This is a genomic window from Bifidobacterium imperatoris, from assembly GCF_002860405.1.
GTDB lineage: Bacteria > Actinomycetota > Actinomycetes > Actinomycetales > Bifidobacteriaceae > Bifidobacterium > Bifidobacterium imperatoris.
In genome coordinates this window covers 1-21,559 of sequence record NZ_NMWV01000038.1, presented here as the reverse complement: position 1 = coordinate 21,559, position 21,559 = coordinate 1, and the positions used below count along the sequence as shown (strand labels likewise).

14 protein-coding genes are annotated in these 21,559 nt (G+C 49.6%); 2 read left to right on the top strand and 12 right to left on the bottom strand.

The window, feature by feature from the left end:
- Positions 1-83: 83 nt before the first annotated feature.
- Together Tam1G_RS10800 and Tam1G_RS10795 are read right to left on the bottom strand one after the other, a co-directional pair.
- Positions 84-1,445 (bottom strand): ABC transporter substrate-binding protein, encoded by a 1,362-nt coding sequence (locus tag Tam1G_RS10800; RefSeq protein WP_101626524.1) that lies wholly within the window; start codon positions 1,443-1,445, stop codon positions 84-86.
- A gap of 83 nt (positions 1,446-1,528) precedes the next feature.
- A complete protein-coding gene (locus Tam1G_RS10795) occupies positions 1,529-3,658 on the bottom strand; it encodes an alpha-galactosidase (RefSeq protein WP_101626523.1) in 2,130 nt (709 codons plus the stop codon).
- A gap of 347 nt (positions 3,659-4,005) precedes the next feature.
- Here Tam1G_RS10795 and Tam1G_RS10790 point away from each other — a divergent pair, with 347 nt between their 5' ends.
- Positions 4,006-6,399 (top strand): LTA synthase family protein, encoded by a 2,394-nt coding sequence (locus Tam1G_RS10790; protein WP_279324918.1) that lies wholly within the window; start codon positions 4,006-4,008, stop codon positions 6,397-6,399.
- A 298-nt stretch (positions 6,400-6,697) separates the two neighbouring features.
- Positions 6,698-8,779: an LTA synthase family protein gene (locus Tam1G_RS10780; RefSeq protein WP_242689683.1), complete on the top strand. Its 2,082-nt coding sequence runs from the start codon at positions 6,698-6,700 to the stop codon at positions 8,777-8,779.
- Between the two features lie 19 nt (positions 8,780-8,798).
- Here the strand turns inward: Tam1G_RS10780 and Tam1G_RS10775 are convergent, their stop codons facing one another.
- The 10 genes from Tam1G_RS10775 to Tam1G_RS10730 all read right to left on the bottom strand — a co-directional run.
- Positions 8,799-10,322: a glycosyltransferase gene (locus tag Tam1G_RS10775; protein ID WP_101626520.1), complete on the bottom strand. Its 1,524-nt coding sequence runs from the start codon at positions 10,320-10,322 to the stop codon at positions 8,799-8,801.
- Positions 10,323-10,344: 22 nt separating this feature from the next.
- Entirely contained in the window at positions 10,345-11,601 is a 1,257-nt protein-coding gene (locus tag Tam1G_RS10770) for an ABC transporter ATP-binding protein (protein WP_101626519.1), read from the bottom strand.
- Entirely contained in the window at positions 11,601-12,434 is an 834-nt protein-coding gene (locus Tam1G_RS10765; RefSeq protein ID WP_101626518.1) for an ABC transporter permease, read from the bottom strand. Before Tam1G_RS10765 ends, Tam1G_RS10770 begins: the two co-directional genes overlap by 1 nt.
- A 40-nt stretch (positions 12,435-12,474) precedes the next feature.
- Positions 12,475-14,460 carry a rhamnan synthesis F family protein gene (locus Tam1G_RS10760; RefSeq protein WP_101626517.1) on the bottom strand — a complete coding sequence of 662 codons (1,986 nt, stop codon included), beginning with the start codon at positions 14,458-14,460 and terminating at the stop codon, positions 12,475-12,477.
- A gap of 39 nt (positions 14,461-14,499) precedes the next feature.
- Complete coding sequence (locus Tam1G_RS10755) at positions 14,500-15,792, bottom strand: glycosyltransferase family 2 protein (protein ID WP_101626516.1); 1,293 nt, start codon at positions 15,790-15,792, stop codon at positions 14,500-14,502.
- A 24-nt stretch (positions 15,793-15,816) separates the two neighbouring features.
- Entirely contained in the window at positions 15,817-16,710 is an 894-nt protein-coding gene (gene rfbA / locus Tam1G_RS10750; RefSeq protein WP_101626515.1) for a glucose-1-phosphate thymidylyltransferase RfbA, read from the bottom strand.
- 116 nt (positions 16,711-16,826) lie between these two features.
- On the bottom strand, positions 16,827-18,281 hold the full coding sequence (locus Tam1G_RS10745) for a sugar nucleotide-binding protein (protein ID WP_101626514.1): 1,455 nt from the start codon (positions 18,279-18,281) through the stop codon (positions 16,827-16,829).
- A 29-nt stretch (positions 18,282-18,310) separates the two neighbouring features.
- A complete protein-coding gene (locus Tam1G_RS10740; protein WP_165781995.1) occupies positions 18,311-19,363 on the bottom strand; it encodes an Abi family protein in 1,053 nt (350 codons plus the stop codon).
- Positions 19,364-19,558: 195 nt separating this feature from the next.
- Entirely contained in the window at positions 19,559-20,581 is a 1,023-nt protein-coding gene (gene rfbB / locus Tam1G_RS10735) for a dTDP-glucose 4,6-dehydratase (protein ID WP_101626530.1), read from the bottom strand.
- 134 nt (positions 20,582-20,715) lie between these two features.
- Positions 20,716-21,559, bottom strand: an 844-nt coding sequence (locus Tam1G_RS10730; RefSeq protein WP_243394886.1) for a glycosyltransferase family 2 protein, incomplete at its 5' end; no start/stop codon positions are given.

Genomic DNA, 21,559 nt, shown 5'->3' with positions numbered 1-21,559 from the left:
TCTTATGGTACGGGGAGAAGTACGGCGGCCATTGCTACGACAAGAGAAACGACCGCCATACTGCCCGTCAACTCGCCAAAGGCTTAAAAGCCTTCTGCGCCCTGAGCTTTGGCGATTTCATCGAACTGATCCTGTGTGGTCTGAGCGGCCTGCTGAGCGGTCATCGTGCCGTTCACCATGCTGGCGAGATTCACATAGAAGTCGGGATTGGCAATGGCCAGCGACTGCATTGAGCCAACACTGTTCTTGATGGAATCGTTGGCATCAATCAGTGCCTGTGGAACAGTGTCCGGGGTCTGCGCCGTGGTCAGAATCGACGTAGTGTTCTGGCTGTTGATGAAGTCCTGGTAGGCATCGCCCATCAGATATGTCAGGAACTGACGCGATGCGGCTTCTCGCTTGGAGTCACCGGTCTTAAAGGCCACGAGACCATTGGTTTCCTCCGGCACCACAGTGGCGATAGTGCCTTCCTTGGAGATTGGGAAGAAGCCAATCTTCTTATCCAAGGTAGCTTTATCGTTATTGGCCATTGCAGAGACGCCGAGGAACAGGCTCAAGTTACCGAAAATCATGGCTGTCTCACCGTTCAGCAGCGCCTGTTCCTCGGTCACATCTGTAGCAGAACCAATATCTTCGTTGAACAGGTGAAGATCATTAATCATGCTCTGGTATTCCGTGATGGCGCCCATGATTGTGGAATCAGTGAACTTCTCCTTGCCGGTATTCACACGATCCCATAAGCCGTCACGAGCGGCTTCAGCGAGCTGCACCTGCACCGCCCATTGCGTTCCCCATTGAGCGCCGCCCATGTCATAGAACGGAGAGTTCGTTCCTTCCGGAAGATTGTTCTTGATGGTTTGTGCTGTTTCAAGGAGCTCATCCCAGTTCTGCGGCATTTCTTTGATGCCTGCTTTTTCAAATACTTCCTTGTTGTAGTACACACCCAGCACGGAAGGTGCGGTGAATAGAAGAGAGTAGCGAGCCCCCTTATACATACCGGCCGCGTCCGCGTAACCCTCCTTGTAGTTCTTGATGAACGGAGCATTATCCAGCTTCTGCACCTTTCCTTGGGCCACCAGGCCGGAAAGCATTGAAGAAGTCGGCTGCCAGACACCAAGGTCTGGAACGTCGCCGGTGGCAATCTTGGTTTGGGCGTTATTCACATACACATCAGCGACAACGCTGATTTTGAGGTTTGCACCTGTCTTTTTGTTGAACGAGGCGACAACGTCTTCAAACAGGTTCTTGGAATTTGGAGACACCCACATGGTGAGGTTCACACCTGACAGGTCAGTGCTCTGATCCGGCCAATACCCCGCGGCTGATGTGTCTTCATTGGACTGTGTTGCCGTGGGGTTAGAGCAACCTCCTGCAAGCAGTGTGGCGCAAGCAATCAATGCCGCACACGCGACACGTCCCTTTCCTACCCATTTTCCAGAAATCATCGTTGGTTTCCTTTCTATTTGTGCGGCGCAATACCGCATCAGGGTGTATTGAGTTATCTGGATTTATTGGTGCAATGACTTATTTATTTGAGTGAGAGCGAGAATATCCGGGCGCGGAATTCACGTTCAGGGACGTCCACGGTTAGGGCGCCAAGCTCACGGTTCCAATGAGGAGCCCATGAGTTGACTTCCAGTGAACGGGGGAACAATACATCGATGCTGGCGTCGTGCCCAGCAGCGCCGGGAATCGGAAGTACCGTGGTCTTCTCAGCGGCATTGCGCCCCCAAACAGCCACAATTACCGAATTCCCGTCTTTCAGGCCGAACGACACTTTTTGTGAATCCCAAGCGGGCATGCCCAGCGGCCAAAATGGTTCGGATTGCACAATATGCGGCGCAACCTCCTTGTTGTACGCTTCGATTGACTCGCGGACCATGTTGTTCTGCCACTCACTGAACGTGTTCACGTATCCGGAGAGGAAGTAGTGGCCAATCATGGTGTTGCACAACGCGAAGGCGAATTGCTCGGCATTCATATCACGTTCCGGATACGCCCAATTCCCTGCTTGCTCCGGCAGCATGGTCATGGGTGCGGCAGTGGAAATCACCGGGTAGAGGCGGTAATCCTGCTGGTCCGACGTCGAGAGCAGCTGGAAATGGGAAGCCTGTGCGAAATCTGTTCGGCCACCGCCTGCGGAACAGTTCTCGATAATGAGTCCAGGATGCTTTGCATATAACGAGTCAATCCAGCGCAGATAGGCACGCCCGTGTTCCAGCAGGCCATCTCCGGAGCTATCTGCCGCATGAGTGGTTCCGGAACCAGGGCGAATATTGAAGTCGAACTTGAAGTATCCGACACCATATTCATCAATCAGACCATCCACGATGCTATTCATGCGGTCGATAACCATTGGATTGCGGTAATCGAGCATGAGCCGCTTCTGTTCCACCATTCTCTTGCCATCATGCAGGAAGAACGCTTCATCCGGTAGCTGAGAGGCCACAGGACTCTCAATGCCTACGGATTCAGGCTCCAACCAGAGGCCAGCAATCATGCCTTTGTCTTTGATTCGATCGATTACCTCCCTCAATCCGTGGGGGAATCTGGTAGTGGATGGCTTCCATTCACCAACCGACGGCCACCAGTCACCGGAATCGTCATACCAACCGCAGTCCACACAGAAGACTTCGACGCCGAGATCGGCTGCCTGGTTAATGAGCGGCAGCAGTTTTTCAGTGGTCGGATCGCCATTGATGGTGTTCATGTAATCATTGAAAATGATCATTGGGAACGAGGAGCGGCCCATTTGGCTGCGCACTGCCCGGCGATAACGAGTGAGGCCAGCCATTGCTTCATGGAAGTCAGCGCCGAAACATATCGACACCGGAACAGTGCTGAACGTTTCGTCTTTGCCAAGAGTGCGAGACCACGTATTATTACGCCAAGTGGGGCCAGACAGAGCGAAATAGCCATCCGCTCGATCTTCGCCGAATTCCCAACGCCATCCGCCATTGTTCTCGATTTGGAACACCCAAGCCATATTGAGACGTTCGGATTCCAGCACACCAACAGGCGATGACGTGCCCGTGGAGAATGTGCCTTCCGAGAACACAGCGTGACAACCCTGAGGGTCTCTCTGGGAGAGTTCCGGATGCAAGGCGGGGCATAACCGCCTGACCGGCGTCTTGGCCCAACGACCTTCGCCAATGCATTCATTGGTGCACTCATACGAGGCCCAGGAGCTGAAATCCGTTTTCCCATTGCCGAGAGTCGTGCCGAACGATGCGCTAAATGACGTCACGGATTCAAGCACCAACGAATCGTTCCACGTATTGGTGATATCAACACTCGCACGCAAGGCATTGGCGTTATGGAACAACGTAAAATGAAGCACCGCCTGCAGACCATATTGCTCACTGTTCATATGGATGTTGCAGTACGATGCATCTTTATCTTCACGGCTCTCCACAGAGGAGACCCTTAATGATGCGCCTAAGGACGTCTGTACAAGACGAGTGCTGGTAATCCAGTGACCCTCTCCCCTGCCTGCAGCCATAATCTCCACCACAGGGATGCGATGAGGGAATAACGCCATCCTAGCGGATTCATTCTGGCGCCCCTCTAGCGCAACCGCTTCCGCAGATAGCGGAACATCCTTGCTATAGAAGAACTTGTATTCGATACGCCCATTACCAATAGAGACACTGCTCATGATTCACCTCTTCTCACTGTTTGAAGATTCGTGTGTCACGGTCATTGCAACTCCAGTCGCACGAAATCGTTACCAATATTCACTAGAGCAATCATCACCACTCATCTCCTTTGAAAGTGTTGTCATTACAAGTTCTTTTTAAAATCAGCTGTTCTCAACCTCGAGATATTTAACAGCATAGACTGGTATCGTTTCCAAGTCAAGCTGGTACGACAAATAAATATGTCCAACCTTTAGGCGAACTCGTCCTAAACGTGCGATTACAATGTCTCCGGTACATTGAAGTAGTAGGACAGGTGAAGTCAGTGACCGGACAGCGGTACAAACATAACAATACAAATCGCAGCATGCCCATGCTCGCCTTTGTTGATTTCCGGCATCGCATCCATAGCCCTAAAAACGAAAACCAAGATGCCTTCACTAATGAACCATCCGAAGAAGCACCTAGGCAAATCACGCCTACTGTTACATCTGAGGCTGATTCTGCAGCAGATGCATCAAAAACAACAGAAACAATCAGCAATGTATCCGATGACGCTACCAAGCTGAACTCACTTACATTATTGACACGGAGCATAAAGAGGACCGCGTCTCAAATCTCAGCATGGTTCATAACTCATGCTAAGGCGATTCTCACTTCCAAACAGATGCAATCGTTGCTTAAGGCGCTCGCAACGATTCACACCCTATGGCAAAAGCGAACGAAGTGTCCATACACTCTCTATGCCGTAGTGATGGCTCTCATGACTGCAGCGGCTACGCTGTTCATTCAATGGGGCATGTACACGGAACCAACTTATGATGACCCGAACGCGGTTGATGATACAACGAAAATCCTAAACAGCATCAATGGGCAGCTCACCAAGTTTGTCTCGCAAATGTGGCTGGAAGGCAGGCTTAATTGGTTGCTGAACTTCTGTGCATTAGGCATGATTTACCTGGTTCTTGTATTCGTCCTCAACCGGTTCTGGATAGCAACAGCTGTGTTCGCTATTGTGATGAGCTCGTTTGCAGTAGCAAACAGCATCAAAGTGGACCTACGCAATGAGCCGGTCATCCCCTCTGATCTGAGCTTCCTCACCAGCGGCAATGGCGGCGAAATTACATCATTCATTCCAAAAGGCAGCCAAGGCTTAGTAGATGGCACCATCACCATGCTTGTTTGGCTGACTATTATCTGCCTGATTCTTCAATGTATGGACGGACGACGCTGTGTCATCCCGTTCCATTGGTGGCGTCCGTTCCGCAACACAAAGACCATTATCGGCAACTGCACGCGCATTATTGCCGCAGGCATGAGCATCGCATTCTTGTGCTCATTCACATGGACATTAAGTATTCCAAGTGCGTGGGGATACGAGTGGGCGCAAGCATGGAACGATTCACCTAAACCTTGGAATTCAGCAGATGACGCTCGAGCTAACGGCCCGACCATGACATTTCTGCGTCTGGCTTTTCCAAAAATCATGGAGAAACCAGATGGCTACAGCCAAGAGACGATGGAAACACTGGCAAAAAAGTATAGCGAGCAAGCTGAAATCACGAACCAATCGCGTACAAGCAATCTCACTGACAGTACCGTAATCATGATTCTGTCCGAGACATTCTCTGATCCAATGCGAGTGCCTGGCATCACTTTGCTTGAAGATCCAATGCCGAATATTCGATCCATCAAGGAATCCACAACTTCAGGACTTATGCTGTCTCCTGGATATGGCGGAGGCACAGCGAACATAGAATATCAGACGCTCACTGGCCTGGATTTGGCATTATTTGATGATTCAATGCAATCCATGTATCAGGAACTCGTGCCCCATCAGAAAAAACCATATTCCTTCAACCAAATATGGAACACAAAATATGGCAAGACGGGTTCCGTAGCATTCCACCCGTATTACAAAAACATGTATCTGCGTGATGTGAATTATAAGAAATTTGGATTCAACAAGTACTACACATTGGACAGCGACCCGGCAATCACATATCAGGACACAATCGATAACAGCCCATATGTAAGTGACGCATCGTCCTATCAGAACGTCATTGACCAAATCAATGGTGAAACGCATCCGCAATTTATTCAGCTCATTACCATGCAGAATCATTCGCCGCATAGTGGTTGGTACAACGACAACGAGTTCGACAGTGCAAATGTTTCCGATAATTTGACGGATGAAGAACGTTTTGAAGTCAATACATATATCAAAGGCGTGAATATCACCGACCGAGCAACCGGTGATTTCCTTAACCAACTGAATGCCATAGACAAACCGATTACCGTTATTTTCTACGGAGACCACCTGCCCAGTGATTATGTGACCGCAAATGCAGACGAGAATAATAGTCTCACACTGCATGAAACCGACTATTTCATCTGGTCAAATCAGGCATCCAACACAGCCGGAACAAAACTCGATCCGATATCTTCTTCCACCAGCTACACGTCGCCAAACTATTTCATGGCATTGGCCAGCGAACATATGAACGCAAAGGTTTCCCCATATCTCACGTTCTTGTCTGATGTCCGTTCCAATTTACCTGCAGTGGAACGTCTAGTTCTTGGCGAAGGTGGGTACTCAGGCGGCACTTCCTCCGTCTACCTAAATCAAGATGGCAACGTGATTAAGCATAAAGCGCTTTCAAAACAGCAACGGCAACTCTTGAAGGAATATCGCCTCATCCAATACGACATGACTGCCGGCAAAAACTATTTGGCGAATACGACCTTCTTTGATATCTAGTCCAAGTCGCTATAGTAATTTCATCAAAAAGCAATATCTTTGCTGGTAAAAGCACGAAGCTGCAGTACCCCGTCCTTAACCTGCTATTACAATGCCTCAGGTACGTAATCGCTGACTGGACAGGTAGTTATCATGAACGAAAGTCGAAATCAATCCTTGTCATTGGAATCATCCAATGATGATCCGGGGAAGCTCACCGACTTCGACTCCGCAGAAGCCACGATTTAAATATAAGTCAGTGAAACTCAGCACGCATATAGCTGCAATCCTGGCATCAGCACCAGTACAACGTATGCTCATGCTTCTGCAAAAACTACACGCCACATGGACGAAGCGCCCAAAATACCCATACACGTTATATACAGTTGTGCTGGTACTAACTAATGCCGCAGCCGTATTGTTTATCCAGTGGGGCACCTATTCGGAACCCAGTTACGCAGATCCCAAAGCGGTGGACGACACTACCAAACTGATGAATAGCGTACGAGGTCAGCTCACAAGATTCGTTGCCCAAATGTGGATGGAGCACAAGTTCAACTGGCTTCTCAATTTCTGTGTGCTGGGCATGCTGTATCTGATATTCGTGTTCGTTCTGAACCGATTCTGGGTTGCAACCGCGCTATTCTCAATCATCACCTGTGTGTTCGCAGTGGCGAATCACATTAAAATTCAACTTCGCAATGAACCCGTCATACCCTCAGATTTGAGTTTCTTATCCAGCGGCAACAGTGCAGAAATCGCTTCATTCATACCCGAAAGCAGTCAGTCATTAGTGCATAAGACTATTGTCATGCTCATATGGCTGACCATCGTCTGCCTCATGATGCAGATTATTGATCGCCGCCGTTGCGTTATCCCATTTCACTGGCGGCGTCCATTCCGCAATACAAAAACAATCATCGGCAACTGTACGCGCATTATTGCCGTGATCGTTACAACTTCATTGCTGTATTCATTCACTGTGACACTGAATACAGTTGGCTCATGGAGCCACAAGTGGGCCATAGCTTGGGGTGACAGCCCCACATTATGGGATGCAGCAGGTGATGCCAGCCTCAACGGCCCAACTATCAATTTCTTACGCCTAGCTAATCCGAAAATCATGACGAAACCGGATGGATATAGTCAGACAACCATGGAAGAGCTTGCACAGCGTTATGCCAAGGTAGCTAAAGAAACTAACAAATCTCGTCAGAATAACCTCACCGATAACACGGTTATTATGGTGCTATCGGAATCATTTTCCGATCCAACGCGTGTCCCTGGCATCACTCTTTCAGAAGATCCGATGCCTAATATTCGTGCGTTGAAAGACACTACAACTTCTGGTCTGATGCTTTCACCCGGTTATGGTGGCGGCACAGCTAATATTGAGTATCAGGCTCTTACCGGTCTGGATCTAGCACTATTCGACAGTTCTTTGCAGGTGCCATATCAGCAGCTCGTTCCACAACAGAAGAATCCTGAAACCTTCAACCAGCTTTGGAATAATCGATACGGCGAAAGTGGGTCCGTTGCCTTCCATCCGTATTACAAAAACATGTACCTGCGTGACGCCGACTACAAGAAATTCGGATTTAGTCATTTCTATACGCTGGACAGTAATCCAGCCATCACGCACCATGACTCCTTGGATAATTCCCCATATGCCAGTGATGCTGAAGCTTACCAGAATGTAATCGATGCTCTGCAAAACAACAGTGGCCACCCTCAATTCATTCAATTGGCCACCATGCAGAATCATCCTCCCTATAGCGATTGGTATTCTGATAACCAATTCAAAAACGCCGACACGTCCATTTTGCCGGAAGACGAGAAGACCGGAATCGACACATATATCAAGGGCGTCAGCATCACCGATCAAGCCACCATTGTTTTTCTGAATCAATTGGACACTATCGAGCAACCAATTACAGTCATCTTCTATGGCGATCATCTACCAGGTGTCTATGCTACAGCGCATGCCCGTTCCCAAAATACCATTGCCATGCAGGAAACCGACTACTTCATTTGGTCGAATAAAGCTTCGGCTTCAAATGGAGTGAAGCTTGACCCAACGAATAACGCCACGAGCTACACATCTCCTAACTATTTCATGGCAATGGCAAGTGAACATATGAACGCCAAGGTATCCGCTTACATCGCATTCCTTTCTACCGTGAGAGCTGAGATACCTGCGACAGAACGATTGACCCTTGGAGTCAGTGGAGTGACCGACAATACACCAACCGTCTACTTGGACACCAACGGCGATGTCGTCTCACATAAGAAACTGTCCAATCAGCAGAAAAAACTGGTTGAGGATTATCGCCTCATCCAATATGACATGACTGCCGGCAAAAACTATCTGGCAAACGCTGGCTTCTTCAACGTAAAGTAAAGCTTTGTGATTGGTCAAGCTACTTGCGGATTTTATCCACTAGTAGCTTGATTTTTCTCGGTATAGCAGTCACCAGCAGACCGACTTTGAAAGAAGTTGAATTTCGGACATATTGGACTTCGCTATTTTTTTGCGCCAACACTTGCTCCAGCGCAGCATTGTGCTGCTGCAAGGTCTCAATAGCCTCCTCATAAGAACGCGCGGAAACAATACGTGCGTCCAACATCAGATTGACCATCGAATCATCGATTAAAGCACTTGCGGATTCATCAGATAACGAATCGAAAATCCCTTTCCACTGCCGAGCAAAGTCATAATGAGACATAGCAACCATATTGGAGAATGCCACATCCCCTAATTCACGCATGCGATTTCGATCCGTCAGTAATGCACAGATAGATTTCGCCGCCGCCGCATAATCGCCTTGAGGCACCTGGGTCACACTCTGATCTTGCACTAACGTCAAATAAGGAAGTGAGTAAATAACGCTTGGTAAGCCAACCGTTTTTGCCTCCGCTAAAGCAAGCAGATATCCTTCATATAACGAAGTAGCAAGATAGATGCTGCTTTCTTGCAAATATGGCAATACATTTTCCTGAGGGCCAGCAAACTCAACATTGCCTTCGAGCCCAAGAGATTTTCTCTGCGAAACAAGTATCTTCTCCGTTGCTTCGTCGGCAAAGGGGCCGACCATCAGCAACCGTGCTTCCGGACGTTGCTTAACAACTTCAGCCATGATTTTCAGCGCTTCGTCAGGCTTTTTATCGAATAGGGACATACGCCCAACCCATACGATGGTGTCAGATTCCAGATTTGAACGCTTTGAATCATCAGGCAAAATGGTCAATGGATTAATTGTTTGCCATACATGTGTGTTGAATAAGCGCCAAAAACGCGTATTAACGTCAGAGAGCGTAATAACACCATCCGCGAAACGATATGACATAGCCAACTCGGCACGCATTCGATCGGCATCGAACATGCAACGCATTACGCCATGCGTATAGATGAGAAAATCAACACCGAGCGACTTGCAGAGCATCATGTCCCACGGTAACGTCTGGCCAAGCCACTGCCCATATACCAGCACATCAACCAGCTCATCGGCAAGAATTTTACTGAGAGCGTCAGCGCGCTCATGATAATGCTCGGCATCCGTCTGGGAATAGCTTGGTATCTTACACCGCTGCACTTGCGGGTTTAACTGATACGCATCCTCTCCAGCGTCATCATCAGTAATGAGTATGACGCGATATCCCATATCAGTCCATAGATTAGCTAAAAACGCAGTTACGCGTTCAGCGCCACCGATAGACAGATAGGAGTAATACAGCGCGATAGTTTTGGCATCCTCTCGGTGGGACACAGATGATAATAACGGCCCCACCGCTCGCAATGCTTTCGCGGAATCAGTCCAGTACTTCGCAGCCACGGCAGACACAATGCCAGCAGCCTTATACTTGTCAATCGCCTTCGCGAACAACGATTGACGCTGTGATAAATTGCCATTTACCAGTGTTTCAGCATATTGCGAGAGATTCAACCTATACTCCTATTGGCGGCAACTAATCGAGTCGATTAATCTGAATCGCACGGCTACTCAACATGCCGGCCTCACCATTGCGTTCATTGCGAATCGCAAAATACCCGCAATTATCGTTATTGGTAAATGCAATCATTTCTGGGTCTTCACCGGGGTTTTCCACCGCCCGCAAAGTGGCGTAAATCTTGAATTCACCATTGTTAAAGATGCCGAGAGGCATCTCAAATTGCATGGTGTGGTGGCCACGCTGCTTGATAATCATTCCACGATTATCAGTTTGGGATCCTGCATCATAAGCATGGCCACTTCGGCGTGAATCAAGTAACGCAATGCCGATGTATGCCTCACGTTCTTCGCTGTAGTCATATTCAATTTCGAATTTTAGAGGATTGACACCGTCAGCCACAGAGGAGCTCAATATATTGACCTTAAGCGTTGGAACACGTTTGCTCAGGCCAGTTGGATACTCTGATCCATCGTCATTAGAATCTGAAGAATCTTTCTTTTGGAAATTCTCCAGCGTATAACGATCAGCAACATCATCTTGATTGCCAGAAACAATAATCTCGCCATTCTTGATGAGAATGGCTTTGTTGCAGTACTTCTTAACAGCATCCATGCTGTGCGTAACAAGGATGACAGTCTTGGTCGGGTCTTTCTTTATCTGCGAGAAATAATTGTCGCATTTACGCTGGAAAGCTTCATCACCGACCGCCAAAACTTCATCCAAAACAAGAATGTCACCACGTGCTTTAATAGCGACCGCGAACGCCAGACGCACCTGCATACCGCTGGAGTAGTTCTTCAGTTTCTGGTCCATGAACTCACTAAGCTCCGAGAATTCGACGATGTCGTTGTACATCGCATCAATCTCTTCATGGCTGAATCCTAAAAGCGCGCCGTTAAGGTACACGTTTTCACGACCGGTCAGCTCCGGGTTAAAGCCCACACCAAGCTCGATGAACGAAACAAGTTTACCGTTTACGGTAACTGATCCCTTATCGGGCATATAGATACCAGAAATCAGTTTCAGCAGTGTAGATTTACCACTACCATTGCGACCAACAATGCCAAAGAAGTCACCTTCTTTGACTTCGAAATTAATATCTCTCAGCACATGCTGCATCTTGAAACCGCTGATACCCTTGGTCCAGTTAATAATAGCCTGTTTGAGACCGGATGCCTGTTCCGTGGGCAGACGGAACGATTTAGCGACGTGCTCAACCTTCAGTACAGTCTTACGATTGTCCACCTGCAGATTCTCCTGCTCCTCTGACATCACAACACCTCCGCAAACTTCTGGCTGTACTTACGGAAGATATGAATTCCAAGCCACAAAATGAAGAATGTAATCACAACCGGAATGCTTCTAAGTCCCCAGTTATGAACCTGGGTCCATATCGTCGGAGTGGTTTCCGGAGCGATAAGATTATGACGAATATCCTGAATAATCTGGGCCGGAGGACTGAGCAACATGACTTTCGCAAAAATCGGATTACCGGTCTTCTCTGTGACCAATGACAATGGGTAAATAATAGGAGTGGCATAGAAGAATACCTGCATCAGCACTTCCCAGATATGTTGCATATCTCGGAAGTACACATTAAGCGCCGCCAATAGCAGTGCGGTACCTAACGCCAACGCATAAAACTCAATAAAGTTCAGCGGTAGCCAAAGAACATCCCAAGTAAACTGCACACGGCTGAAGATGCAAAACACCAGTACCACACACATGTTGATGGCAAGACTAATCAATGCACCTACCGTTGCTGACACAACGATGATGTAATTCGGGAAGTGAATCTTACGCAGGATATCACCTCGGCCCACAATGGCAGACAATCCCATGTTGGTCGCCTCAGCGAAGAAGTTCCATAGACCGATACCTAACAGCAACACCAAGGGGAAGGTTGGAGTTCCGTCCGAGAATTTCAGGAATTTCACGAATACGACATACATGACGCAAAACAGCATTAATGGCTTCAACACAGACCATGCAATGCCGAGGAAAGATCCCTGATAACGCAACTTGAAATCAGTCTTGACCATTTCCTTGAGCACAATACGCGAATACCTATAGCGCTCTTGTAGTTTCGAGACTATTGTCTTCATAAAATTCCTGTCTTATTTCCTAGACTGTCTGGATACGATTTTAATGCTTACGTAAATCTCGTATGCCCGCTCGCACTTTGCCCAGCACATACCGTACAGCAGTAATAGGCGTCCACGCGGCCGTATAAATCACGTTTTGCGCCGGCTCTGGTAGCTTCCGCACTGTATGCGAGGCAACATCCTGTAGACCTAAGTGCACGCGGTGCTTAGCAGCTTTCAGAATGCGCCAACGGGTGGTCGCTGCATGCAATCCATACATGTTGCTCAACAGCGATTCGCCACGGCGAGCTTCTGCAGAAGAGTTCATCAGCATCGCGTTCGTGTAGAACAGCGAGTCAATCTCGATGCGAGCGTATCGATCGGAAAGCACCCATGCCGGATAATATCCGCGCGACTGGCACACATATCCGTTCGCACGTTCAATAGCGTGAGAAATCGTGCCGTCTTCACCCATCACGCCTTCGGGAAGGAAGTCCTCATACTTCCATCCATATTCAAACAGCGGCTTCAGTGCCTCGACGCGGAACCAATAGCAAGAACCCATTGCTGAGGCCGTAGGCTTGTTCGGAGACAATGGCACATGAATGTTGAGCTTATTCTCCAGCAAATCCTTCGTGATTTCGAAGTTTGCACCCCAGTCATGTGGAATGGTGTGCGCGAAGTACAGCGCATGGTAGGGCGGCGGCGGAGCCACCTGACCCAAACGCGGATTATCAGCGAAGAGCGTCAAGATGTTCTCCACGTAATCCCTGCTGCCCAAAGTGTTTTCCATGAGCTTGTAAGCGAAGCCCTGGCTTTCGGTGCCGTGGTGTCCATTCTCCTGATTCTGGCTTGACTTCTTGTCATGCGCGAATCCAACGACGTCATATTTACCGCTCAGTACTACTGAACAGGATGCGACCAGCAATGCGGAGACATCACGCCCTCGGTTGATCACCGGGATAAAGGTCACAAGATGATTTACACCATGCTGCTGCATGTATTCGCGAATCTGCGGAATCTTGTCTTCAGTGGACGTGATATAGAGGTCGGTATCTTCGGGCAATGCTGCAATATAGCGGCACGTATCCTCAAGAAGATCCATGAAGTAAATGTGGTAGATGAATGCTGAGCGCAGTTTCTCATTGTGCCTATGATTCAGCGTTTTCGAAGGCAACACGTAATCCAGATGCATGGCCTTACGAATATCGTCAATATTGTAGGAAGGTAGAATAGCATCCCAGATTAAATCGGTGTCGTAATCGGTATGCTCGCGCACGTAATCGTACAGATCCAGAGCAGGCTGACCGGCGGTCTGGTCAAAGTAAGCGCTGTAATCCACAAAAAATGATCTACGTTTGAAGATCGGGCAGCGGTCATCGCGCACTATTTGTGCTGGCATGTACAGCAACGGATACGAAGAATATCCTTGGTATTTCTTCCAGTCCACGTACGAGGCCCACGTAAAACCAAGATCCTCAAAATGCTTGGTGAAGGTCATCTCGTGCTTACGGGTGACCTCGGCATAGTCCTTCCACAACGGCATAGTTTCCCAATATTCGTGGAAAGCAGGAGAAGAAACCAGCGAGCGACGGTACACATGCCAGTACGCTTGCAGGTGCATGGGGATGACTTCGTTATTGACAGTCTCCCCCGCATATGCGGTGATGCCCCAGAAATCGACCGGCTTGGTATCCATGACATCAAACATCTCCTTGAACGGATAAACCGGCCCCATCACGGTATCGTTCAAACAAATGATTTCGTCATAGGATTCAAGCTTTTCCCACCCAAGGGTCAGAATCGCCTTCTTATAGGCAGCAACATCAAGGCCCTTGTTCTCACGAACGATGATGGTGTTGGTGTACTGCGAGAACAGCTGACGAGCTTGATTGTCCAGCTTGCCGTTCACCACGACGACCAAATCATCCAGATTCTTCATCAAGTCATCAAGAAAGACCTTGATGAAACTGGCAGCTCGTCCCTGCTTATCGTAGAAGCAGAAGATTCCCAGTCGTTTTACATGACTGTTTTTTATGCTCACAATATCCCTTTCACAACATCAATACCTAGTATCGCTACACAATTATTTGGCACGCCGTTTATGCGCACGTACCACACGAATCATGTCCCGGCACAGTGACCCTTCTGGTATGACCTTATCGACCGCACGTAATACAAAACCGCGTTCTTGCTCCTGTTGTAAAGCTTCCGTTCGCTGTTTTTGTGCTTGTTCTTCACTTTGCCGCACAATGTCGGTCATATGCTGCTCGACGTCGTTTTTCAACTGATAATACGCACCATAGGCAGATAATTGATCCGAGGAAAGCTTTGGAAAGACTTCTGTTTCAAGGAGATTGCTCCACCGATAAAAATCATCATCATGAGCTGGGATAGTATCTTGAGGAAGCAGCCACTTAGCCCTAGCCTGTATGGGAGATAACAGCATCTCTCCAGCACTTGGGGCTCCCCATGAATTCACAATGGAAGAGAAAACTAGTCGCTGAGAGTCCGCAGATAAACGAGTCACCCAATCGGTACAAAGCATTGAAAGATACTGCTTATACATCCATTCTTTTGCATTATCCAGCGATATATCATTGGAAAACGTGGCGCAGTAATCACATAGATGGAGATACATATCATGTACCTCCTGCTGCCTTTTTATATACTCCTCAGCCGTATAACGTTTCTGGCCAGATCTGCCAGCGCCAATACGATACTTTAAAGCATGAAAGTCTACATAATTCCGCAACTCTCGAGCCTCATTAGCCGCGACGAAGAATTCATAGGTATCCTCCATATATCCCAAACGGCTCGAGGTCATTTCTGAAAACGCATGCCGAGCAAAATCTCCCCGATACGCACATACGGTGATGCTCCATGTCTCGCGGGGAACCAATATGTCACTAAAGACGGACTCAAGGATTGCGCCATCACGCCTTATTCCTTTAGCACTATTGAACACCAATTCGACCGACTTCGCTGTCCCGCTATCAGATTCGCCTTCGGGAAATGCATCAACTCCGAAACGGATAATATCCGTTTGCGTCTTGTTAATCATTAACGATAATTGTTCGCACAGCAATTCGCTGACATAATCATCACCGTCGATGAAGAAAACATATTCTCCAGTCGTGGCTAAAACACCTGTACGACGAGCTAAATGAGCACCTTCGTTCATGGATTTCGGAATCAATCGGAACCGATGGTCATTTTTAATAATCTCATCAATACACTCGCGCGTGCCATCGGTACTTGCATCATCGATAACGATAACCTCAAAATCATCCAAAGTCTGTTCTTTAAGGCTTTGCAAACATTCACTGATGTAAGACCGTACGTTATACGCAATTACCACGAAAGATACTAATGGCATTAGAACAGCACCTCAGCCTAATCATCAGTTTTCGCGCGGCTTCACGATAATTTTGTTATCCGCCACGTCCTTGAGGTGCTTGCCGTAGGGGCTCTTGCCGTAACGTTGGGCGGATTCGAGGAGCTCCTCCTTGCTGATCCAGCCATTCTCGTAGGCGATCTCCTCGGCCACAGCAATCGGCAGACCCTGGGCGCGCTGCACGGTGCGCACGAACTCGCCGGCCTCGTAGAGGGAGTCCATCGTGCCAGTGTCCAGCCACGCGTAGCCGCGGCCAAGCGTCTGCACGTTGAGGGTGCCATCTTCGAGGTACATCTTGTTGAGGTCGGTGATCTCAAGCTCGCCGCGGGCGGAGGGCTTGACCTGCTTGGCGAACTCAGTGACGCGTTCGTCGTAGAAGTACAGGCCGGTCACCGCATAGTTGCTGGCCGGGTGCTCCGGCTTCTCCACAATGGAGATGGCCTTCTTGTTCTCATCGAACTCCACCACGCCATAGCGCTCAGGATCATCGACGTAGTAGCCGAACACGGTGGCGCCATGCTCCACGGACGCGGCTTTGCGCAGCGTACGGCCGAGGCCGTTGCCGTAGAAGATGTTGTCGCCGAGCACCAGGGCGCAGGGCTCGCCGTCGATGAACTCCTCGCCGAGGATGAACGCCTGGGCCAGACCATCCGGGCTGGGCTGCACCTTGTAGCTGAAATGCACACCATACTGCTCACCATTGCCGAGAAGCTTCTCGAAGTTCGGCAGGTCCTTTGGCGTGGAGATAATCAGGATGTCACGAATACCAGCCATCATCAGTACGCTCAGCGGGTAGTAGATCATCGGCTTGTCATACACCGGCAGCAGCTGCTTCGACGTCACCGTCGTAAGCGGGTAAAGTCGAGTGCCCGAACCACCAGCGAGGATAATGCCCTTCATGAGACCTGCTTTCTCCATATTCATACAAGCGTATCCAGCTTAGCCAATACCAGCGCAAAACAGAAAACCGCGCAGAGTCTTCTGCGCGGTTTTCACACGGAATTCAGCAGCTAAAGTTACTTCTCGAGCTCCTTAGCCACGTAAGCCTTGAGGGTTTCCTCCCAATCGGCTGGCGTGTAACCGGCCTCGCCGATCTTGGTCAGGTCCAGGGCGGAATAGGTCGGGCGCGGGCTGACCGGGTTGGTCGCGTTCGCGAAGTACTCGGCCGTGCTAATCGGCTTGACCCTCTCGCCGTTGCCGTTGGCCAGATCGAACACCTCAGCCGCGATATCCGCCCACGACTTCACCGCGCCGGAACCCGTCAGGTTATACGTGCCATACGGGGCGTGGGAGTCGAGCAGGTGGAAGATCGCCTCCGCCATGTCCCTGGTGAACGTGAGGCGACCGTACTGGTCGTCCACCACCGTCACCTGGTCCAGACCATCCTCAGGGTCCGCGACCTTGTTGGAGAGCATCATCATGGTCTTCACGAAGTTATGGCCCTCACCAATCACCCAACTGCTGCGGAGAATGTAATGCTCGGGAGCGTTCCCGACCGCGATATCGCCGGCGGCCTTCGTCTGGCCGTACACGCCCAACGGGGCGAAGGCCTCTGATTCCGTATGCTCCTCGGCGGTGCCGTCGAACACGTAGTCGCTTGAGACGTGCACGAGCGTGATGTGATGCTCCCTCGCCACCCTGGCGAGCAATGCCGGGCCTTGCGCGTTCGCCTTCCACGCGACCGGACGGCCCTCCGCGGTCTCGGCCCTGTCCACCGCCGTGTATGCGCCGGCGTTGATGATGGTACCGTACAGGCTCCAGTCATACTTGACGTACGCGTTCGGGTCGGAGAAATCGAACTCGTCGATATCCGTATACTCGAACCCCTCCAAACCATGCGCCTCCGCATAGGCGCGGATCGCGTGCCCCAACTGGCCGTTGCAACCCGTCACCAGCGTGCGCTTCGGGCTCATCGGCTTCGCGTCCTTCAACATCGGATGATGCAGATCAGCCTCGCTACGCTCGGATTCCTCCAACGGGATCGGCCACTGGATATTAAGCTCCGGGTCCGCCAGGTTCACGAACGTGTACGTCTTCTTCTGCTCCAGACTCCAATGCGCGTTCACCAAGTACGTGTACACGGTGCCGTCCTGCAACGCCTGGAAACTGTTACCCACGCCACGCGGCACATAGATCGCCTTCGACGGATCCAAACGCGTCGTAAACACCTGACCGAAGGATTCGCCCGGACGCAGATCAACCCACGCGCCGAAGATCTCACCCGCCGCAATCGAAATGTACTTGTCCCAAGGCTCCGCATGGATACCGCGCGTCACGCCCTTGGTGGCGTTGAAGCTGATGTTGTTCTGCACGGGGCCGAAATCCGGCAAACCAAGCGCGGTCATCTTCGCGCGCTGCCAGTTCTCCTTGAACCAGCCACGATTATCACCATGCACCGGCAGATCGAACACCAGCAAACCTGGAATATTCGTCTCCGTGACCTTCAGTTCCTTTTCAAATTCGAAGGACATATCACTTGCTCCTTATATTTTCCTATTCTTTAATGTCTTCTTGCATTATGAGTTGTGTGCCGATGCCTATCACGACGTTGAGCATAATTCTGCGGGGGCGCGCTCAGCACGCCGCCTGATTCCTGTTCAGGAGCATACTTCCTAAATGCCATCAACAATGTGCAAATAGCATCTAACTGTCGGCAAAGATACGAGCAACCACTTGCCGCAGAGCGATACCACTCCATATTCCGATGCGCCCGCTTCATAAAGGTCAACGCAGACTCTCTCGCACGGGAGCTAATCCCACGACTTTTTACTAAATTGATGTGGCAACAAATAACACACGCGAAATCATGGACCAAAGGATCGCATTGCGATAGGTCCAATATCATTTCCCGCTGTTCATCGAATAGTTCATCATCCAATAGCTCCGTTAAGCAATCCTGCAATATATCGGTACGATTAACCGTATATGCAGGAGCAGTCAGCAAACAGTTGTTATGCGCAGCGGCATTACGTAAAATCCTGACGCCATCCAGCAAAGCGAATACAGTATCCTTGTACCCGATGCGATGAAGAAAATAGCGGTAGAACGATATCGTCTCGTTCAATGGACAAACTTCCCAAATCAACCATGCAGGCGGATTACCACCATATTTTTCAATGATTGCCTGAGTATATGCGTTACTTTTGAATGATTGAAAAATATCGTACTCAGATGGCTCCTCGTCAGGATAGAGCGAGCGACGATACTCCGTTTCATGCCGTTCATAATCACGAACGACTGTATACCCGTCTTCACTCGTACGTCTCATCAACAATACGTTGAAACGAATCTTTAGTGCATGTTCTATATCTGATGTCAGTTCTGAGACCAAACGACGAATATGGAAATCCACTGTCGCTATATCCTGCAAATAAGCGAAATCAAGCGATGCGTATTCTCCAGCTTCATTCCTCTCAAACTTCTTATCGAAAGCCTTTAGCTTAAAAAAATACGTATTATCCGTTAGATATCGGGCAGCCTCTTCTTCATCACAGCGTTCGAAGGCGACCTTATGAGAGCGCAATGTCTCGAGCTGGCGAGAAACAGTGGCCACTGGCTTTATAACGTTCAAGGAACCGCTACTCGAATCAGACATATCATTCTCACAAAAAAATAAAAGGCGGAACGAGAAACCCGCTCCGCCTATGGGGACCACAGCTTGCGCCGAGTCAACCCTCGTACATACAAGCGTTAATTATACGAACGAAAGGGACAAAGCGACACGCGAAGCATAATCAAATGCGTTTGCTCACTGTCCTTGTTGCTTGTACTTGGCTTCGGTGGCGGCCTTGGCCGGCTCCCACCATGCGCGGTTCTCCGTATACCATTCGATGGTCTGCTTCAGGCCGGATTCGAAGTCGGTGTGCTTCGGCCTCCAGCCGAGCTCGGTCTGCAGCTTGGTGGAGTCGATGGCGTAACGGCGGTCATGGCCCGGACGGTCCTTCACCCAGTCGAACGCATCCTCATCCTGGCCCATCATCTTCAGGATCATGCGCAGCACGGTGATGTTGTTCCTCTCACCGTTGGCGCCGATCAGGTAGGTCTCGCCGATACGGCCCTTGGTCAGGATCGTCCACACGCCGGTCGAATGGTCGTCCGTATGGATCCAGTCACGCACGTTCTCACCCTTGCCATACAGCTTCGGACGTTCACCTTCCAGGATGTTCGTGATCTGACGCGGGATGAACTTCTCCACATGCTGGTACGGACCATAATTATTGCTGCAGTTGCTGATCGTGGCGCGGATGCCGAACGTGCGATGCCAGGCGCGCACCAGCAGATCCGACGACGCCTTCGTGGAGCTGTACGGGCTGGACGGGTGGTACGGGGTCTCCTCCGTGAACTTCGCCGGATCATCCAACGCCAGGTCCCCGTACACCTCGTCCGTGCTCACGTGGTGATAGCGCACATCGTACTTGCGGCAGGCTTCCAGGAGGCGGAACGTGCCCTCCACGTTCGTCTTCAGGAACGGCTCCGGATTCGCAATCGAATTATCGTTATGGGATTCCGCCGCGTAATGCACGATCGCATCATGCCCCGGGACAATCCTGTCCAGGAGCTCCGCGTCGCAGATGTTGCCATGCACGAACTCCACACGGTCACCAAGGATCCCCTTGATGTTCTCCAGATTGCCCGCATACGTCAACGCATCCAACACCGTCACATGCACGTCAGGATGGTTGTTATACACATAATGCACGAAATTCGAACCGATGAAACCACAGCCACCGGTCACAATAATGTTATGAGGAGTAAAAACTTCATCAGCCATACGCTCCAGCATACCGTCAGGCATACCGTGAGCACATGACCGAATCGAACTATCGATTCTTGAACCATACGGTCTGGAGCCCAATTATCAATTGCGTCCTCTAAGACGTTCAAATAGACAATTATCGAGCTCTATCAGTCAATATTCTGTTCCTCCACTAGATAGTTTGGACGATTCTTCGTCTGCATAAAAATTCTACCTAAATATTCACCAAGGATACCGAGGCTTAACAGCTGAATACCACCCAGAATCAGCACAACCACCATAGTGGAAGCGTAACCCGGCACATCAACTCCGAATGCAATCGTCCTCACCAGAATCACAATCGCATAGACCAGTGCAATGAATGACACTAGCACGCCAGACCATGTCGCAACCTTCAACGGTAACGTGGTGAAGCTGGTAATACCGTCCATTGCCAAATGGAATAGCTTGAAGTAATTCCATTTGGTTTTTCCCGCAACTCGACGATCACGGTCATAAAGAAACTCAATTTTCTTGAATCCAATCCAACTAAACAGCGCTTTGGAATTACGCTCGGATTCGTCCAAACGCTTTAACGCATCTACACATTTACGATCGAGTAGACGAAAATCACCCGTATCCTTCTGAATGGCCACGCCGGAAACCTTTTGCAACAAATCGTAGTACCAACGGCTCGTTGCCTTCTTCAGCCAACTTTCTCCTTCACGAGAACGTCGACGGGCATACACATCTTCATAACCTTGGCGCCATAACTCCGCCATCTGAGGAATAAGTTCCGGAGGATCTTGCAAATCAGCATCAATAATCACCAGAGCGTCCGTATTCGCATGCTGAATTCCAGCAAACATCGCCTTTTCTTTTCCGAAATTACGGGAAAGAAAAATATACTTCACGTACGAATGCTGCTGCGCGTACTCGCGAACCAACTGCCGAGTATCATCCTTCGATCCATCATCAACAAAGAGCACAGTATATTTCAAACCACTCTCAGCT